The organism is Novosphingobium taihuense, assembly GCF_007830315.1.
Taxonomy (GTDB): Bacteria; Pseudomonadota; Alphaproteobacteria; order Sphingomonadales; family Sphingomonadaceae; genus Novosphingobium; species Novosphingobium taihuense.
Genome location: NZ_VLKJ01000011.1, coordinates 1 through 17,702 on the forward strand (window position 1 = coordinate 1; position 17,702 = coordinate 17,702).

The 17,702-nt window shown below is 63.9% G+C and carries 16 protein-coding genes; 4 read left to right on the forward strand and 12 right to left on the reverse strand.

Annotation, left to right across the window (positions count from 1 at the left end; genetic code table 11):
* From IQ25_RS17305 to IQ25_RS17340, 8 genes are all read right to left on the reverse strand, one after another.
* A partial coding sequence (locus tag IQ25_RS17305; RefSeq protein ID WP_144907530.1) for a long-chain fatty acid--CoA ligase occupies positions 1-1,459 on the reverse strand: 1,459 nt, incomplete at its 3' end.
* Positions 1,460-1,478: 19 nt separating this feature from the next.
* Positions 1,479-5,069, reverse strand: a complete 3,591-nt coding sequence (gene dnaE / locus IQ25_RS17310; RefSeq protein WP_144907531.1) for a DNA polymerase III subunit alpha — start codon at positions 5,067-5,069, stop codon at positions 1,479-1,481.
* A 74-nt stretch (positions 5,070-5,143) separates the two neighbouring features.
* A complete protein-coding gene (locus tag IQ25_RS17315) occupies positions 5,144-5,632 on the reverse strand; it encodes a glutathione peroxidase (protein WP_144907532.1) in 489 nt (162 codons plus the stop codon).
* The gene (locus IQ25_RS17320; RefSeq protein ID WP_144907533.1) at positions 5,629-5,862 is read right to left on the reverse strand and encodes a hypothetical protein; all 234 of its coding nucleotides are present in this window, start codon (positions 5,860-5,862) and stop codon (positions 5,629-5,631) included. Before IQ25_RS17320 ends, IQ25_RS17315 begins: the two co-directional genes overlap by 4 nt.
* Positions 5,863-5,921: 59 nt before the next feature.
* Positions 5,922-6,185, reverse strand: a complete 264-nt coding sequence (locus IQ25_RS17325) for a hypothetical protein (RefSeq protein ID WP_144907534.1) — start codon at positions 6,183-6,185, stop codon at positions 5,922-5,924.
* A gap of 50 nt (positions 6,186-6,235) precedes the next feature.
* Positions 6,236-6,910, reverse strand: a complete 675-nt coding sequence (locus IQ25_RS17330) for an ABC transporter ATP-binding protein (RefSeq protein ID WP_144907535.1) — start codon at positions 6,908-6,910, stop codon at positions 6,236-6,238.
* Entirely contained in the window at positions 6,903-8,144 is a 1,242-nt protein-coding gene (locus IQ25_RS17335) for a lipoprotein-releasing ABC transporter permease subunit (RefSeq protein ID WP_144907536.1), read from the reverse strand. The genes IQ25_RS17330 and IQ25_RS17335 overlap by 8 nt, the downstream gene beginning before the upstream one ends.
* Before the next feature lie 118 nt (positions 8,145-8,262).
* The gene (locus IQ25_RS17340; protein WP_144907537.1) at positions 8,263-9,201 is read right to left on the reverse strand and encodes an MASE1 domain-containing protein; all 939 of its coding nucleotides are present in this window, start codon (positions 9,199-9,201) and stop codon (positions 8,263-8,265) included.
* Between the two features lie 267 nt (positions 9,202-9,468).
* On the opposite strand from IQ25_RS17340, the gene purF reads away from it, so the two are divergent.
* The 3 genes from purF (at position 9,469) to IQ25_RS17355 (ending at position 12,114) form a co-directional block, all read left to right on the forward strand.
* Entirely contained in the window at positions 9,469-10,959 is a 1,491-nt protein-coding gene (gene purF / locus IQ25_RS17345; RefSeq protein ID WP_144907538.1) for an amidophosphoribosyltransferase, read from the forward strand.
* A gap of 1 nt (position 10,960) precedes the next feature.
* Positions 10,961-11,668, forward strand: coding sequence for an SDR family NAD(P)-dependent oxidoreductase (locus IQ25_RS17350; protein ID WP_144907539.1), 708 nt, complete (start codon positions 10,961-10,963; stop codon positions 11,666-11,668).
* Positions 11,669-11,760: 92 nt separating this feature from the next.
* On the forward strand, positions 11,761-12,114 hold the full coding sequence (locus IQ25_RS17355; protein ID WP_144907644.1) for a PilZ domain-containing protein: 354 nt from the start codon (positions 11,761-11,763) through the stop codon (positions 12,112-12,114).
* Positions 12,115-12,117: 3 nt separating this feature from the next.
* Here the strand turns inward: IQ25_RS17355 and IQ25_RS17360 are convergent, their stop codons facing one another.
* Together IQ25_RS17360 and IQ25_RS17365 are read right to left on the reverse strand one after the other, a co-directional pair.
* Entirely contained in the window at positions 12,118-13,386 is a 1,269-nt protein-coding gene (locus tag IQ25_RS17360) for an SAM-dependent methyltransferase (protein WP_144907540.1), read from the reverse strand.
* Positions 13,387-13,423: 37 nt separating this feature from the next.
* Positions 13,424-14,803: a cryptochrome/photolyase family protein gene (locus tag IQ25_RS17365; RefSeq protein ID WP_258537063.1), complete on the reverse strand. Its 1,380-nt coding sequence runs from the start codon at positions 14,801-14,803 to the stop codon at positions 13,424-13,426.
* Positions 14,804-14,884: 81 nt separating this feature from the next.
* On the opposite strand from IQ25_RS17365, the gene IQ25_RS17370 reads away from it, so the two are divergent.
* The gene (locus IQ25_RS17370) at positions 14,885-15,625 is read left to right on the forward strand and encodes a phosphatase PAP2 family protein (RefSeq protein ID WP_144907542.1); all 741 of its coding nucleotides are present in this window, start codon (positions 14,885-14,887) and stop codon (positions 15,623-15,625) included.
* Here the strand turns inward: IQ25_RS17370 and IQ25_RS17375 are convergent.
* Both IQ25_RS17375 and IQ25_RS17380 read right to left on the reverse strand, forming a co-directional pair.
* Positions 15,622-16,560, reverse strand: a complete 939-nt coding sequence (locus tag IQ25_RS17375; protein ID WP_144907543.1) for a metal-dependent hydrolase — start codon at positions 16,558-16,560, stop codon at positions 15,622-15,624. The genes IQ25_RS17370 and IQ25_RS17375 overlap by 4 nt on opposite strands.
* 84 nt (positions 16,561-16,644) lie before the next feature.
* Positions 16,645-17,697, reverse strand: a complete 1,053-nt coding sequence (locus tag IQ25_RS17380; protein ID WP_144907544.1) for a 2-oxoacid:ferredoxin oxidoreductase subunit beta — start codon at positions 17,695-17,697, stop codon at positions 16,645-16,647.
* Positions 17,698-17,702: the final 5 nt, after the last annotated feature.

The window sequence follows — 17,702 nt, forward strand, 5'->3', positions numbered from 1 at the left end:
CCTGATTGACATCGACCCCGGGCTTCCTGACCACCACCAGCAGCGGCCGCTCGTCCCACTTGGGGTGATAGATGCCGATCGCCGCAGCCTCGGCCACCGCCGGATGGCCGATCGCTGCATTCTCCAGTTCAACCGAACTGATCCACTCCCCGCCAGACTTGATCACGTCCTTGGTCCGGTCGGTCAGCTGCAGCGTCCCGTCCGGGTGGATCAGGCCAACGTCACCGGTATCGAACCACTGTCCGGCCACAACCGCATCGGCCTCGGCCTTGAAGTAGCGCTTGACGATCCACGGCCCGCGCACCTGCAGGGCGCCGGACGTCTTGCCATCGCGTGGCAGCACCTTCTCGGGGTCGCCCAGATCGACGCAGCGGATTTCAACCCCGAACGGCGGACGGCCCTGCATCGCCTTGACGGTGACCTGTTCGTCGAACGAAAGCTCATCCCAGTTCCATGTCTCGGCGCCGGTCGTGCCGATGGGCGAAGTTTCGGTCATGCCCCAGGCATGGGCCACACGCCGCCCGGCGCGCATGAAGCGCTCGATCATCGCGCGCGGCATCGCCGATCCGCCGCAGACGATGGTCTGCAGGGTCGGGGGAATCTCGCCCCCATTATGGGCATCGACATGCTGCAGCAGCGCCAGCCAGACGGTCGGCACGCCGGCAGAGCACGTCACCTTCTCGCGGTTCATCAGATCGCACAGCACCGCGCCATCGTTCACCGCCGAATAGACGAACTTTGCCCCCGCCGCCGCGCCTGCCCATGGCAGACCCCAGCTTGCCGCGTGGAACATCGGCACGATCGGCAGCATGACCGAGCGGCAGTCCATTCCGAACACCGGCGGGCTGATCGCGCTCAGCGCATGGAGCATGGTCGAGCGGTGTTCGTAGAGCACGCCCTTGGGATTGCCGGTGGTGCCGCTGGTATAGCAGAGCATGCACGGATCGCGTTCGTCGCCATCATGCCATTCGGCCTGCCCGTCCTCGCTGCCGATCCACTCCTCGAAGTGCAAGGCAGGCTCGCTGCTGTCGAAGCAGATATAGTGCTCGACCGTCGGCCAGCGCGGCTTCATCCGCTCGACGATCGGCGCCCAGACCCTGTCGAACAGCATCACCCGGTCTTCGGCGTGGTTGACGATATACTCGAGCTGATCGTCAAACAGGCGCGGGTTCAAGGTGTGGAGAATGCCGCCGACGCCAACCGCGCCATACCACGAAACCAGATGTCGGTGATGGTTCATCGCCAGCGTGGCGATCCGGTCCCCGGGCTGCACGCCAAGCTTGCGCAGAGCCTGGGTCATGCGCAGCGCATCGTGGCGGATCCCGGCCCAGTTGGTCCGCGTCTCGCTGCCATCGGCCCAGTGGCTGACGATCTCGCGGCTGCCATGCTCGCGCGCGGCATGATCTATCAGATGTGTGACCCGCAGCTTCCAGTCCTGCATCGCGCCCAGTTGCTGCATCTCTCTCTCCATCCGGTTCTTATTCGACCAGCCGCAGATGCCTTTCCGGTCTTGCGGTCAGGGCCACATTGGCGAGTCCTTCTATCGGAATCAATCGCTCGATTAAGTCGCTGTCCAGTTTAAAATCATTGCCGAGCCGGACCAGTGGCTCCTTGGGCCCGCCAGTCCGAAGCCGCGCCAGCACTTCACCGGTCGCACCGGCCCCGCGCGGCAGCAGCATCGCCAGCTCCGAAATGGCCTCGGGCTTGCTGACCTCAAGCTTGAGCAGCATCCGCGATGAGCTTGTCACCGAAGCCAGCGGCCTTGCCCCGCGCACCGTCACGCGTGGCGGCTCGTCCGGATTGGGCCGATCCAGTTCAACGTTCAGCAGCACGCAAGTGCCTTCGCGCGCCCATTGCTGGAACGGTTCGACCAGGCTTTCCTCGAAGCACGATGCAGAGAACAGCCCCGAACTGTCCGAGAAGTCCGCCATGACGAAGTCCTTGCCCTTCTTCGTCTTGCGCTTCTGCACGTTCTCCACCAGCGCCGCCATGACCGCACCCGAACGCCCGCCCGGTTCCCCGCTGCTGGTCATCAGGCTGCCATAGGAGCGCGCACCATTGGCCGACGCGACCGCGCGATATTCCTCCACAGGATGCGCAGCGAAGTAGAACCCGAAGTTCTCACGCTCCGCCGCCATCTGGTCGGCCCGGCTCCAGGGCTTGGTCTCGGCAAGGCGCGTCGCTGGCGTGGCGTGATCGTCCCCGCCGAACAACCCGCCCTGCCCCGATGTGCGCGAGCGCGCGGCCTCGTCCGCCACCGCCATCAGCAGTTCGGCATTGGCGATCACTTGCGCGCGGTTGGGCTCAAGGCAATCGAGGGCCCCGCCCGCCGCCAGCGCTTCCAGCTGCCGCCGGTTCATCGAACCCGCCGGGATGCGCTTGAACAGGTCATCGAGCGACGAATATGGCCCGTTCGCCTCCCGCTCCTCGACGATCTGCTCCATCGCCTTCTCGCCCACGTTCCGCAGGCCCGCCAGTGCATAGCGCACGGCAAAGCCATCCTGCGTCCGCTCGACTGTGAATTCGGCCTCGGAATGGTTGATGTCCGGCCCTGCGAGCGCCACGCCATTGCGGCGCATGTCGTCGACGAAGACCGAAAGCTTTTCCGACTGGTGCATGTCAAAGCACATCGATGCCGCATAGAATTCATGCGGATAATGCGTCTTCAGCCACGCCGTCTGATAGGCCAGCAGCGCATAGGCCGCAGCGTGCGACTTGTTGAAGCCGTAACCTGCGAACTTGTCGATCAAGTCGAACAACTCGTTGGCCTTGGCCGCCGGAATATCGGACACGGTCTTGCAGCCATCGACAAAGCGCTGGCGCTGCGCGTCCATTTCCGCCTGCACCTTCTTGCCCATCGCGCGGCGTAGAAGGTCGGCGTCGCCCAGCGAATAGCCCGCCAGGATCTGCGCGGCCTGCATGACCTGTTCCTGATAGACGAAGATCCCGTAGGTCTCCGACAGGATGCCCGCGAGCTTCTCGTGCGGATACTCGATGCTTTCGAGGCCGTTCTTGCGCCGCCCGAACAGCGGGATGTTGTCCATCGGGCCGGGACGATAGAGCGAGACGAGGGCGATGATGTCGCCGAAGTTGGTCGGCTTCACCGCCGCCAGCGTGCGCCGCATGCCTTCGGATTCCAGCTGGAACACGCCGACAGTATCGCCCGATTGCAGCAGCTTGTAAGTCTGCTCGTCATCCCAGGCGAGCGCCGAAAGGTCGATGCTGATGCCGCGCTTGGCCATCAGGTCCACCGCCTTGCGCAGCACCGACAGCGTCTTGAGGCCGAGGAAGTCGAACTTGACCAGCCCCGCATCCTCGACATGCTTCATGTCGAACTGCGTGACCGGCATGTCCGAGCGCGGATCGCGATAGAGCGGCACAAGTTGCGCCAGCGGCCGGTCCCCGATCACCACGCCCGCCGCGTGGGTCGAACTGTTGCGCGGCAGCCCTTCAAGCTGCATCGCAAGGTCGATCAGGCGCTTGACCTCGGGATCGCGATCATATTCGCGTTTTAGTTCCAGAACGCCGTTCAATGCGCGCGGCAGCGGCCATGGGTCGGTCGGATGGTTGGGCACCATCTTGCACAGCCGGTCGGTCTGACCATAGCTCATCTGCAGGATGCGCCCGGTATCGCGCAGCACGGCTCGGGCCTTGAGCTTGCCGAAAGTGATGATCTGCGCCACGTGATCCAGCCCGTACTTGCGCTGGACATAGCGGATCACTTCGCCGCGCCGGGTTTCGCAGAAGTCGATATCGAAGTCCGGCATGGAGACGCGTTCCGGGTTGAGGAAGCGTTCGAACAGCAGGCCCAGCTTGATCGGATCGAGGTCGGTAATGGTCAGCGCCCAGGCGACCAGCGAGCCCGCGCCCGAACCGCGCCCCGGCCCCACCGGAATATCGTTTTCCTTGGCCCACTTGATGAAGTCGGCCACGATCAGGAAGTAGCCGCCAAAGCCCATGCGGTTGATGATCGCGATCTCGAACTCGAGCCGCTTGCGGTAGTCGAGCACTTCCTCCCACACGCCCGCCACATTGAGCTGCGGATAGTCGGCAGCGTCTGGCTCTGCATCGGGGCCAAGGCACAGCACGCGTTCCAGTTCGGCGTGGGAGGCTTCGGGATAGTACGGCTTCAAACGCAGGACGAGGCCCTTGCGGCTGTCCTCGGCGCACATCCGCGCCTCGCCTTCCTGGTCGCCGGCGAGGCTGGGCAGGATCGGCTTGCGCTTGGGCGGCATCACCGCACAGCGCTGCGCCACGACCAGCGTGTTGGCGAGCGCTTCGGGGAGGTCCTTGAACAGTTCCTCCATCACCGGCGCGGGCTTGATCCACCATTCCTTGCTCGAACGCGGACGGTCAGTGCTGTCGACATGGGTGGAACTGGCGATGCACAGCATCGCATCGTGCGCATCGTAGAACCCACGCTCGGCAAAGCAGGCGGGATTGGTCGCCACCAGCGGCAAATCGCGCGCATAGGCAAGGTCGATCAGCGCCTCTTCGGAGGCCTCTTCCACTGGCTCGTTCCGTCGTGCGATCTCGATATAGAGTCGCTCTGGAAACAGCTCCTGCAACCGGTCGAGGTAGCCCTCGGCGGCACTTTGCTGCTGCCCCGCAAGCAATCGCGCCAGCGCACCCTCGCCTGCTGCAGTCAGGCAGATCAGGCTGTCGGTATGGCCGACAAGATCCGCCAGCACGACATGCGCCTCGAATTCCAGCGGCCGATCAAGGTGCGCGCGGCTGACGAGATGGCACAGGTTGTCATAGCCGCGCGCATCCTGCGCATAGAGCGCCAGCCAGTCCACGGTGGGCGCTGCAGGTCCGAACCCTGTCGCCGCCCCTTCGCGATCCGGCCGCGCCACGGCGAGCATCGTGCCGATGACCGGCTGCACGCCCATATCCTTGCACGCCTTGGCATAGGCGACGCTGCCGTAAAGCCCGTTGCGATCGGTAATCGCCGCCGCCGGAAACCCCCGCTCCGCCGCTGTCTTGGCAATCGCCTTGGGATCGATCGCCCCATCGAGCATCGTGTAGGACGAGTAGATGCGGAGCGGAACGAAGGGGGCGTGGGGCATCCCTGCAAGGTAGGAAAAAGGCCGCGCTCTTGCGAGAGGCGCTGCCTGTTTTTCCCCCGAACCGAATGCTGCTTTCAGAGCAGCTTTTCGATATCCTTCGCGATGCTCTCGGGCTTGTCGGTGGGTGCATAGCGGCGCACCACCTTACCGTCGCGGTCGATCAGGAACTTGGTGAAGTTCCACTTGATCGCCTTGCTACCGAGAATGCCCGGCGCTTCCTTCTTGAGCCAGTCGTAGAGCGGGTCGGCGTTGTCGCCGTTGACCTCGATTTTGGCCATGAGAGGAAAGCTCAGGCCGAAGTTGACCTTGCAGAAGCTCTCGATCTCGTCTGCCGAGCCCGGTTCTTGTCCGCCGAACTGGTTGCAGGGAAAGGCCAGCACCTCGAAGCCCTTGTCGCCATAGTCCTTCCACAGCTTCTCAAGGCCATCGTACTGCGGGGTGAAGCCGCACTTGGAGGCGGTGTTGACCACCAGCAGGACCTTGCCCTTCTTGTCGGCAAGGTCGAGGGTCTCACCGTTGGGCCTGCGGACCTTGAAATCAGCGATGGTGGTCGGATCGCTCATTTGAGTCCCTCTCTCGCCGCTATTTCTAAGATTTCGCTCACGTTGAGGGACTTGCCTCCGGCCACATCGATGACCAGGCGGGCGCGCTTGGCAGCATCCATCGCCGCAACTTCCGCCACCAAATCGCGCAAGGGTGCCTTTTTCAGGACACTGAAGTTGTACTGCATTTCCGAGCCTGCATCATCACGTTCGTGCAGCGTGGCTTCGGCATTCCAATCGAGACCGGACATGTATTCTCCCCTTGTCGTGCAAATGGTTCGCACGACAAGGCAAGAGGATCAACGGCAAATCAGGCCGGAAAATCTATGCGGCGTGCAAGTGAAAGAATTTCCGCCGGGCTGTACTGCCGGTCGCCCGACTTCTCGATCACCAGCGTTGCGCGCTCGTCTTCCGGCATGCGCGCGACCATGCGCACCATGTCGGCAAATGTGCCCGCATGAAGCGAGTCGAAGCCGTGAAAGACGCCATCCGCCGCTTCCCGGCGCAGCACAACGGCATGGTCGTTCCAGAACGATGCGGCATCGGCCGCCTCGGCGCGGATCGTTGTATTCATGATACGATCTCCTTCTGCTCGTGAAAACGCACGCAGAAGACGATGTATCCCTACTGCAGAACACCTTCGTGCAGGCGCACCACGCGGTCCATGCGCAGGGCAAGGCGCTCGTTGTGGGTCGCGATCAGCGCCGCACTGCCTTCGCCGCGCACCAGCTTGAGGAATTCTTCCAGCACGCGGTCGGCGGTCGCCTCGTCAAGGTTGCCGGTCGGCTCGTCGGCCAGCACCATCTCGGGCCGGTTCGCCAGCGCACGCGCCACGGCAACGCGCTGCTGCTCACCGCCCGAAAGCTGGCTGGGCCGGTGGTCGAGCCGCTTGGCAAGGCCTAGCGCCGAAAGCAGTTCCTGCGCCCTCCCCTCGGCCTGCGCTCGATCCCTGCCCGCCACCAGCTGTGGCAGCACGACGTTCTCCATTGCGTTGAAATCGGGCAGGAGATGGTGGAACTGGTAGACGAAGCCGAGGTGATCGCGGCGCAGCGCCGTGCGATCGTCGCCCGAAAGCTTCGAGGCATCGGTGCCGGCAATCTCGATCAGCCCCGAAAAGCCCCCTTCGAGCAGCCCTATGGCCTGAAGCATGGTCGACTTGCCCGAGCCCGACGGCCCAAGCAGCGCCACGATCTCACCGGGACGAATCTCGAGATTGACGCCCCGCAGGACGTCGATTGTCACCCCGCCCTGGCTAAACGAGCGGCGCAGGTCGCGCAATCTGACGACAGGATCACTCATAACGCAGCACCTGAACCGGGTCCGTACTCGCGGCCTTAAGCGCCGGGTAGAGCGTGGCGAGGAAGGAGAATAGAAGAGCCATCAGGCTGATCGTGGTGATTTCCACCGGGTCAGACCGGCTCGGCAGTTCGGTGAGGAAGCGGATCGAAGGGTCCCACAGGTTCTGCCCCGTCAGCCACTGGATCGCATTGACGATAGGCTGCCGGAAAAACAGGAACACGAAGCCAAGCGCAAGGCCCGACAGCGTTCCCAGTGCGCCGATCACGAAGCCGATCGTCACGAAGATCTTGAGCAGGCTTTTGCGCGTAGCCCCCATCGTGCGCAGGATCGCGATGTCGCGCGTCTTGGCGCGCACCAGCATGATCAGCGACGACAGGATGTTGAACACCGCCACCAGCACGATGATCGAAAGCACGATGAACATTGCCACGCGCTCCACCGCCAGCGCCTCGAACAGGCTGGCGTTGATCGTCTTCCAGTCGGTAACGACCGCCGTGCCTTCGAGCTGCTTGGTGATCGGAGCCAGCGTCTCCGACACGGTATCGGCATTGGTGGTGGTCACTTCGATCATGCCGATGGCGTCGCCCGTCAGCAGCAGCGTCTGCGCATCGACGATCGGCATGACGACATAGGCGTTGTCGTAGTCATAGATGCCGACTTCGAAAATGGCCGAGACGGTATAGGCGATTTCGCGCGGGACAGTGCCGAACGGAGTCGCGCGCCCTTGCGGGTTGATGATCGTTATGCTGTCGCCCACCCGCGCACCAAGGTTCTGCGCAAGGCGCGATCCGATGGCGACATTGCCGGAACCCGGCCGCAGCGAGGCGATCACACCGTCGACGCGCTTGTCCTCAAGCCGCTTGATGTCACCCGCCGTGTTGCCACGCACGAGGATCGCCTCGACCCGGCCATTGAAGCTGGCCAGCAAAGGCTGCTCGATCAGTGGCGAGGCATGGGTGACGCCGGGCGTCGCCTCGACCTTCTTGAGAATGTCCTGCCAGTTGTCGAGCCGCCCACCATAAGCCTGGATGATCGCGTGGCCGTTAAGCCCCACGATCTTGTCGAGCAGTTCGGCACGAAAGCCGTTCATCACGCTCATCACGATGACGAGCGCGGCCACGCCCAGCATGACCGCGACAAGGCTGATGCCCGCGACAAGGGCGATGAACGCTTCCCCTCGCCCCGGCAGCATGTAGCGCTTGGCGATGGTCCATTCGAAAGGGGACAGGATCAAGCAGGAGTCCTTTGGCAGGATGACGGCTCAGAGACAGAACGTGCGCAATGCGCCTCGACCGGGGACGATGTAAGCCGGAGCGCGGCAAACGGCAATGCTTGCGCTAAAGCGCGATGCGCTAGCCGTAGGTGGGCAGCGAGCGTTCGAGTTCGGCGATGCGCGCTTCCATCGCGCGCTTCTCGATGATCCGGCGATGGCGCTCGCACGACAGGGGCAGCGCCGCCAGCACGGTTACGCCCACGTAGAGCTGGAAGAACTGGATGCGATCGCCAAAGGCGATGTCCATCCCGGCTATGGGGCCATGGCCCATAATCGTCATCGTGCCGCCGATCGCGATCAGCAACAGCGGCAGCAGCGTCGTGATCGCCGCCGGCGCGAGCGCCGAGGCAATCACCAGGAACACCAGCGGAAAAACCAGCAAGGCGCGCATGTCCAACGCGAACACCAGCATGGTCAACAGCATGAAAGAGCCGAACACCAGCGTCGCCAGTGGCCACTGTCGCGCAGCGGGTAGGAAGCTGCGGCCACGAGACAAACGGTGATAGACGAAATGGAACACCGGCAGGCAGGCGACCAGCCCGAGCGCATGACCGATGATCCAGCGCGTGAAGTTCTCGACTGGTGGCTGATCGAGGATCACCCACGCAACCAGCGCAGCAAACGCTCCGGTCAGCGAGGGCACCGTCAGGCCGATGCCGATGTAAAACGATCCCACCCATTCGAGTATGTCGTGCGGCCAGAACTCTCTGGTGATCCATCGCCACACGAGAGCGACAAGCATGGCCTCCACCATATTGATTATGGCAAAGGGCACGGCACAGGCCCAGCCGAGCCCGAACAGACCTGTGATTACCGTGCTGGCGATCCCGCACGGCAACAGCCAGTGCCACCAACGCCGGAAGGGTTCTTGGACCAGTCGCGCCGAAAGTAGCGCGCTTGCCAGCCACACCATGGCGACGCCGCCGGTAAAGCGTCCGAAATGCACCGCGCCATATGCCAACGCCATGTAGGCGATGGCTGTGGCGAGAGGGCCTGCCAGGATCTGTGCGGGGCGCATGCCCCTGGATATCGCGCATTGTGGTTAAGAATTCCCGTCGTCCCCATGCATGTCTTTGCTGGTTTGCCAAAAACCACGAAGGGAGCGGCCGACCGGAAAGGCCGTGTCGCGGCTGCCATTACGCACAGGGCGCGCGCAGGTTCCCCGCCTCGTGAGCCCGAGTGGTCCCAACTCGCGAACCTTGCCCTTGCCATTGGCGGCAAACGTCGCCATTTGGGCGCCAGCAATTGGCCGGCGCATATGCGCCCACGCGAGTCCACGGGACCCATGACCACAGATCACGAATTTCTCGACGCAACACCGTGGGATATCGGTGCCGATGACGACAAGCTGCGCGAGGAGTGCGGCATCTTTGGCGTACTTGGCGTTCGTGACGCGGCTGCGACAGTCGCGCTCGGCCTTCACGCCCTGCAGCATCGCGGGCAGGAAGCCGTTGGCATCACCAGCTTCGACGGGCAGGAGTTCTACTCGCGCAAGGGCATCGGCCACGTTGCGGCAAACTTCTCGACCGGCTCGGCCATTGCCGAACTGCCCGGCACCATGGCATCGGGCCATGTCCGCTATTCGACCACGGGTGGCGCTGGCCTGCGCAACGTGCAGCCGCTCTTCGCCGATCTTGCCTCGGGCGGCTTCTCGATCGCCCACAACGGCAACATCTCCAACGCGACTTTCCTGAAGCGCGACCTTGTCCGCAAGGGCGCAATCTTCCAGTCTACGTCCGACACCGAGGTGATCATCCACCTCGTCGCGACGAGCCGCTACCCGACCTTGCTCGACCGTTTCGTAGATGCCCTGCGTCTGGTCGAAGGCGCTTATTCGCTGATCTGCATGACGCCGCAGGGCATGATCGCCTGCCGCGATCCGCTCGGCATCCGCCCGCTGGTCATGGGCAAGCTCGGCGATGCTGTGGTCTTCGCCAGCGAGACCGTGGCGCTCGACGTGGTCGGCGCTGACTTCGTGCGCGAAGTCGATCCGGGCGAGTTGATCCAGGTCGACCTCGACGGCAATCTCAGCACGCACCGCCCGTTCGGCACGCCCGATGCGCGCCCCTGCATCTTCGAGCACGTCTACTTCAGCCGCCCGGATTCGATCATGGGCGGAAACTCGGTCTATCAGGTGCGCAAGGCCATCGGCGCGCAGCTTGCGATGGAAAGCCCGGCCGACGCCGATCTCGTCATCCCCGTGCCGGACAGCGGCGTTCCTGCGGCGCTCGGCTATGCCCAGCAGTCAGGCATTCCGTTCGAGCTTGGCATCATCCGCTCGCACTATGTCGGCCGCACCTTCATCCAGCCCTCGGACGGTGCCCGCAACGCCGACGTGAAGCGAAAGCACAACGCCAACCGCGCTCTGGTTGCCGGCAAGCGCATCGTGCTGATCGATGACTCTATCGTGCGGGGCACAACCAGCCTCAAGATCGTGCAGATGATGCGCGATGCGGGCGCTGCCGAAGTGCACATGCGCATTGCCAGCCCGCCGACGGAGCATTCCTGCTTCTACGGCGTCGACACGCCCGAACGCTCGAAGCTGCTCGCCGCGCGGATGGATGTTGCCGCCATGGCCGAGTTCATCCACGCCGACAGCCTCGCCTTCGTCTCGATCGATGGCCTGTATCGCGCGGTCGGCGAGGCCGAGCGCAACAAGGCTTGCCCGCAGTACTGCGATGCCTGCTTCTCGGGCGAATACCCGACGAAGCTGACCGACCTTGCCGAGCGCGACAATCCCGACCAGCTTTCGCTTCCGGTCGGAAAGGTCGCCTGAGGTGAGCCTGCAGGGGCAACTGGCGCTGGTGACGGGCGCAAGCCGTGGCATCGGTGCGGCCACGGCCAAGGCACTGGCTGCGCAGGGGGCTCATGTGATCCTCGTGGCGCGCAACGCCAAGGATCTTGAAAAGGTCGAAGAAGAGATTTTCGAGGCTGGCGGCAGCGCCACTATCGCCCCGGTCGATCTTGGCGAGCCCGAAGGTATCGCACGCCTTGCCACGGCCATCAGCGGGCGCTGGAGCGCGCTCGACGTGCTGGTCATCAATGCTGCAGTCCTGCCCACGCTGACCCCGGTCTGGCAGATTGACGCGGGCGAATTCAACAAGGCGCTTACGCTCAACGTGCTGGCCACGCAGGCGCTCCTCGCCGGGTTTGACGTCATGCTGCGAAAGAGCAAGGACGCCCGCGTGATCGGCGTGACCAGCAGCGTCGGTGCGACGCCGCGCGCCTATTGGGGGGCTTATGGCGCTTCGAAAGCCGCTTTCGACAACCTGCTGAACTCCTACGGGCAGGAAGTGCGCAACACCGCCTCGATCCGCGTTGCTGTCGTCGATCCCGGTGCTACCCGCACCAAGATGCGCGCCCGCGCCTATCCCGGCGAAAACCCCGAGAGCGTGAAGCCGCCCGAGGTAGTTGCTGACCGGATCGTTACGCTTCTTGGTGAACAGTTCGCCAGCCCGCACCGCATCCGCGTTAACCAGGACTGATAGGCCTGAGTTAACGAAATTCCGCGATTCTCTGCAATGGTTTGTCACGCTCCGTGATGGGCCCCATGCAGCAGAGGGTCGAGGTGTCCGGCATGACGACGGCGGACTGGAACACGAACATCTACGGGCAGGCCGCGCTCGAAGATCGCAGCGCACCGCGCCAGCGCGTCAACATCCCGGCGACCCTGCGGCCCTCGGGCGGCAAGGGCTTTCAGACCGTAGTGCTCGACCTGTCACTTGGCGGTTTCTGCGCCAATGCCCTCCAGCGGATGCACAGCGGCAACCGCTGCTGGCTCACGCTTCCCGGCATGGAAGCGCTGCAGGCCGAGGTCATCTGGTGGGATTCGGGCCGTGTCGGCTGTGCCTTTGCCAATTTGCTCAGCCCCATCGTCCACGACAACATCCTCGCCCGCTATCGCGGCGATGGCGTGTTTCGCAGGCCTTGAAGTTCAGAGTTTGACCAGCGTCACCTGGCTGACATTGATCCCGCCGCCGCGGAATCCGCCTTCGCAGTACATCAGGTAATAGCGCCACAGATCGACAAAGCGCTGGTCAAAGCCTGCAGGCAATCCGCCCTCGGCCACAGTTCGATCCAGCGCCTCGCGCCACAGTTTGAGCGTCCGCGCATAGTCGAGGCCAAAGTCCTCGCGGTCCTGCCAGCTCAGCCCGCGCTCGCCCGCCAACCTTGCAAACTCACGCTCGCTGATCAGCAACCCACCCGGAAAGACATAGGCCTGGATGAAATCCGCGCTGGCAGCATAGGCATCGAACAGGTCGTCGCGGATGGTGATGTATTGCAGCGCTGCCCGTCCGCCAGGCTTGAGGCAACGGGCAAGGCAATCGAAGTAAGATGGCCAGTATTCACGGCCAACCGCCTCGACCATCTCGACGCTGGCGATGGCATCGAATTGACCTGCGACGTCGCGGTAGTCCTGATGCCGATATTCGATGCCCGGAAGGCCAGAAGAGGCCAGTTCGCGCCGAGCCCATTCCAGCTGCTCATCCGACAGGCTGATCCCGGTCACCCGTGCGCCATAGGTCTGGGCGAGCCGGCGTGCGAGGAAGCCCCAGCCACAACCAATCTCCAGCACCTCGCTACCCGGCTTAAGACCAAGTCTCGCGCCGAGCCGGTCGACCTTGTTTGCCTGTGCCTGTGCGAGTGGCGCGTCGGCGGCGATGCCGTCCCATAGCGCACTCGAATAGCTCATCGTCTCGTCGAGCCACTGCCGATAGAAATCGTTTCCGAGATCGTAGTGCGCGGCAATGTTGCGGCGCGCCTGCGCCTTGGAATTCTTGCGCAGGAAGTTGAGGGCCTTGCCCGCCAGTCGCCACGGCCCCTTGGCCCGCCCGACATCCCCGAGCGTAGCCGCATTGCGCATGAACAGGTCGAAGATCGGGACCGGATCAGGGCTTTCCCATTCTCCTGCCGCCCAGGCTTCGTACCAGCCGATGGAGCCCGCTGTCGCCAACCGCATGATCGCGTTCCAGCTGCGCAGATGGATTCGCGCCACCGGCCCCTCGCCTCGTCCGCCCACGGTCCGCTGGCTGCCATCGGGCAGGATCGCGTGGATCGTACCGTGGACCAGACCACGGTCGATCCGCTCGACCACCGCATCGAACCGACCGGCAAAAATACGTGCGATCCAGCGTCCGGCGGCGGAGATGTTCCAGCCCCCGGCAACCAGATGCCTCCCCCTCGTTGGCGTCTGCGCGTTCATGGAGCGGATATGCGGTGGCAAAGCGATGCGCGCAAGGTCAGGCTTGCGCCTTCATGGCATCATGCGCGGCAAGCGCCCGCGCGCGCGCCTCGGCGTGCGGGACGATCTTGGGCACATAGCCCTGCGGCGGAAAGACGGGATCGTGGATGTCGGCGTCGGAAAGCTTGGCGAGTTCCGGCACCCATTTGCGGATGTAGCCCGCCGCATCGAACTTCGGAGATTGCGTCAGCGGCGCCATGATCCGTACGAACATGTTCGAATCGACGCCTGTCCCCGCCGTCCACTGCCAATTGACCGCGTTCGAGCCATAGTCGGCATCGACGAGCGTATCCCAGAACCACCGCTCACCCTCACGCCAGTCGATCAGCAGATGTTTCACCAGGAAGCTCGCCGCGATCATCCGCACACGGTTGTGCATCCAGCCGGTGTGCCACAGCTCGCGCATCCCGGCATCGACGATGGGGTAACCGGTGCGACCCTGCTGCCAAGCCTGCAGCCCCTCCGCATCATCACGCCACTGCAGACGGTCATAGGCCTCGCGCGCGTTCTTCGAACCGTAGTCGGGGAACTGCAAGGTCACGTTCTGCGCATAGTCGCGCCAGCCCAGCTCGCTCAGGAACACGTCCACCGAGCCGCCTGCAGCGGCCACACGCTGCCAGACGGTGGAGGGGGAGACCTCACCGAAGTGCAGGTGCGGCGAGAGACGCGAAGTGCCTTCGATGGAAGGCAGATTGCGGCACTGCTCGTAGCGCTCGGCGCGATCGGCAAAGTCCTCGAGCCTTTCAAGGGCGCCCTTTTCCCCGGGCGTCCACTCCTCGCGGAAACCCCCAGCCCAGTCGGGGGCGGTCGGGAGAAGCTTCCAGTCGTCAAGCTTGTCGCTCGCAGGCCAATGCTCCGGAGAGTCGAGCTTAGCCGGTGCCTCGGACGGGTGAGCGGGCGGCATCCGATCCTTCAGTGCGTGCCAGAAGGGCGTGAAAATCTTGTAGGGTGCGCCACTTCCGGACTTCACGGCTCCGGCCGGGGCGAGGTAATTCCCGTCGTGAAGGACAATCTGCATCGTCTTGGCGACGGCCTTTTCCGCATTGCGCCACCACGGCTCGTAATGGTGCAAGGCGTGGACTACCCGCGCCCCGGTTTCGCGACGAATCGCTGCCAGTTCCTCGTGAACCTTGCCACGCCGCAGGATCAGCCGCGAACCCAGCTTTCGAAGCGAGGCATCAAGGCTGGCAAGACTGTGGTACAGCCACCAGCGCGACGCGCCGCCCATCCGGCAGTGCTTGGGGGTTTCATCATCTAGCACATAGACGGGAATCACGGCCCCTGCTTGTGCGGCTGCCAGCAGCGCTGCCTGATCGGCCAGGCGCAAGTCGCGGCGGAACCAGACGATGGACGGTTCACCTGCGCTCACGGACGACACGCATACCCTTTCTTCACTTCGGCGAGGCGATAAGACATTGTGCAGGAACAAGCATTGCGCTCGTATCGTTCCTAGAAACCGATGATCGAAGCCGCCCCCGAAAGACACCTGCCCCAAAGGGCACGCAGCTGGCGCATCTCTCCGCGCCATGCCCTGATTGCCGCAGCGATCTGCTGGACGGGGTTCGTCGTCGTGACCGTGCTGGTGCTTGGCGGACGCAGCAGCGGCATCGACAATGCAGGTCTTATGTTCTGGCGGCGCGGCGCAGAGCTCGCTCCCGCAGGTCCGCAATGGCTGCTGGAGGCAGTGCGTGACCTCACTTCGCTCGGCGGAGTGCTTCTGCGCAACCTGATCATGGCAGGCGTTCTTGCAGCCCTGCTGTTCCTGCGCCTGCGCCGCGAAGCCGTGCTGCTGGCGGCAACCGCCATGGGTGGCTGGGTGGTCAATTCGCTGGTAAAGCTCGCGGTCGGACGACCACGTCCGCTGATCGTTCCGCATCTGACCGAAGCAGGCGGGCAAAGCTTCCCCAGCGGCCACAGCTTCAATTCGGCAGTCGTCTATATCGCCATCGCCCTTGCCTTTGCGGCGATGAGCCCGCGACGGGACGTGCGCTGGACGCTGGTGGCGACGGCAATCGTCCTGAGCATCGCCATAGCCATCAGCCGGGTCTGGCTCGGCGTTCATTTCCCGACAGACGTCGCGGCAGGCTGGCTCGGCGGAGCCGGCTGGGCCTTCCTCGCTTCGGCCCTTCTCCATCGTCCCGCCAAGGCCATGGCCGAGCAGGCAGGCGACATGCTCGATACCCTGACCCCGCGCGGCTAGCAGGTCTTGAGATCGACCACCGTGTTGAAGTTCCGTGCCATGGCTGGGCCGGTAAAGCGCGCATCGGCGAAGGTCACCTTGGCCGTGCAGCCGGAGCGTTCTATCTTCGCGACCGGCATCTGCGACCAAGCTAGAAACTTCACGGCCTCGGGCGTGGCCTGCGCGGCCTGCTGGACAAGAGGGTTGCGCATGTTGTCCCGCACGGACTGTTCCTTGGCGTCCAGGTGCGCCAAAGCGCGGAGCGGATTGTAATGCCCGAACCCGATGAGGCCGCGCTCCCGCCATACCATGTCTCGCTCCCAGAACCTCACCGGTGCAGGCGATGCAAAGATGCGGTCGGGCTGTGGATAAGGTTCGCTCATCACCAGCGCGTCGCGGGCGAGAGATGAGATGCCGATGTTGGCGGCGATGAACAGGACGCTTGCCCCCAGCGCAGCAACGGCCGGAGCCCCCCTGCCCCAGCGCCTCGACAGCCAGATGCCCAGACCCAGCATCGCAAGCAGCCAAGGCGAGACGATGAACAAGCCATCGGTGTGGTACCAAGCCTCGCGCATCGGCGAGAGCAACTGGACGGCATAGACGTTCTGCAGATCGAGCAGCGGATGGGTGATGGCGCCGAAGTAGCTCAAGAGCACCAGCCATCCGAAGCGCAGTGGCGGCGCGTCTGTCGCGATCGTCCCGCGCGACGTCTGCCAGCGATCCAGCAGCCACAGCAAACCAGCCAGCAACGGTGGCATCAGAAGCACGCCGCCGACCAGGCCATGCGTGAACCCGCGATGCATGGCGAGTGGTGCCCACGGAGCCCAGCCGAAGAACACATCGATGTCCGGCATGTTCGCCGCCAGCACCAGCGCGGCCACGCCTTTGCGCGTCCGGTGCTTCAGCCCCGTCTCCGCCAGCGCCCATCCGGCAAGGCTATGCGTCAGGTTGTCCAATGCGTGACCTCAAACAGAAAGGCCGCAAGGGCACGACCTGTGTCGCATCCTTGCGGCCTTCGAAGCCTTTGGGAAACCCGGCAATCAGACCGGATCGGCAGCTGTTCCGCTGACGGTCCAGGTCTGGCCCTTGCCAAGAAGCTTGGCGAGGTTGGCGTCCTTGCCCTTGCGGGCCTGTTCGTCCTGGCCGAGCAGCACTTCCTCATAGGACGGACGAGCATCGTCGTAGATCACGCCCAGCGCCATCGGGAACGGGCCGAACGGCATTTCCACCAGCATGTGCGCGAGCGCGCGGTTCTTGACGTTGTGGACGATCACGCCCGCCGCCTGCCAGTCCCCATCCAACACGTCGACGACCTTGAGGCTGAGCGTCTCCATGTCGAGCGCGATGCCCTTCACGCCGCCCGACTTTTCCGAACCGAACAGCATCGGCTCACCATCGGTCAGCCACAGCTGGTTCTGGTCGGCCACGCCCTTGGCGACGAAATCGTCGAAGCGGTCCTTGTTGTAGACGATGCAGTTCTGGAAGATTTCGACGAAGGCCGCGCCCTTGTGGGCATGGGCGGCCTTGAGCACGCCGGGCAGGTTCTTCGACACGTCATAGGCCCGCGCGATGAAGCGCGCGCCCGAACCCAGCGCGAAGGCGCAAGGGAGGGCGGGACGGTCGACCGAACCCAGCGGCGAAGTCGGCGAATTGGTGCCCTCGCGGCTGGTCGGCGAGAACTGGCCCTTGGTCAGGCCGTAGATCTCGTTGTTGAACAGCAGGATCTGCACGTTCACGTTGCGACGCAGGATGTGCATCGTGTGATTGCCGCCGATCGACATGCCATCGCCATCACCCGTCACCAGCCAGACGTCGAGGTCTGGGTTCGCCAGCTTGATGCCGGTGGCAAAGGCCGGCGCACGGCCGTGGATCGTGTGGAAGCCGTAGCTTTCCACGTAGTATGGGAAGCGGCTCGAGCAGCCGATGCCCGAAACGAACACGGTGTTCGAAGGATCGGCGCCGATCTCCGGCAGGGTGCGCTGCACCGCCTTGAGGATCGCGTAGTCGCCGCAACCCGGGCACCAGCGCACTTCCTGGTCGGTTTCCCAGTCCTTGAGCGTGGTCTGGACCGCGATCTTGGTCATCTCGTTCATTGTCG

Excerpts from the sequence above, each read along its gene's own strand:
- IQ25_RS17315 (WP_144907532.1), bottom strand. The coding sequence starts at position 5,632 with ATGAGCGATCCGACCACCATCGCTGATTTCAAGGTCCGCAGGCCCAAC.
- IQ25_RS17325 (WP_144907534.1), bottom strand. The coding sequence starts at position 6,185 with ATGAATACAACGATCCGCGCCGAGGCGGCCGATGCCGCATCGTTCTGG.
- IQ25_RS17380 (WP_144907544.1), bottom strand. The coding sequence starts at position 17,697 with ATGAACGAGATGACCAAGATCGCGGTCCAGACCACGCTCAAGGACTGG.
- IQ25_RS17355 (WP_144907644.1), top strand. The coding sequence starts at position 11,761 with ATGACGACGGCGGACTGGAACACGAACATCTACGGGCAGGCCGCGCTC.
- IQ25_RS17360 (WP_144907540.1), bottom strand. The coding sequence starts at position 13,386 with ATGAACGCGCAGACGCCAACGAGGGGGAGGCATCTGGTTGCCGGGGGC.
- purF (WP_144907538.1), top strand. The coding sequence starts at position 9,469 with ATGACCACAGATCACGAATTTCTCGACGCAACACCGTGGGATATCGGT.
- IQ25_RS17320 (WP_144907533.1), bottom strand. The coding sequence starts at position 5,862 with ATGTCCGGTCTCGATTGGAATGCCGAAGCCACGCTGCACGAACGTGAT.
- IQ25_RS17370 (WP_144907542.1), top strand. The coding sequence starts at position 14,885 with ATGATCGAAGCCGCCCCCGAAAGACACCTGCCCCAAAGGGCACGCAGC.
- dnaE (WP_144907531.1), bottom strand. The coding sequence starts at position 5,069 with ATGCCCCACGCCCCCTTCGTTCCGCTCCGCATCTACTCGTCCTACACG.
- IQ25_RS17340 (WP_144907537.1), bottom strand. The coding sequence starts at position 9,201 with ATGCGCCCCGCACAGATCCTGGCAGGCCCTCTCGCCACAGCCATCGCC.
- IQ25_RS17330 (WP_144907535.1), bottom strand. The coding sequence starts at position 6,910 with ATGAGTGATCCTGTCGTCAGATTGCGCGACCTGCGCCGCTCGTTTAGC.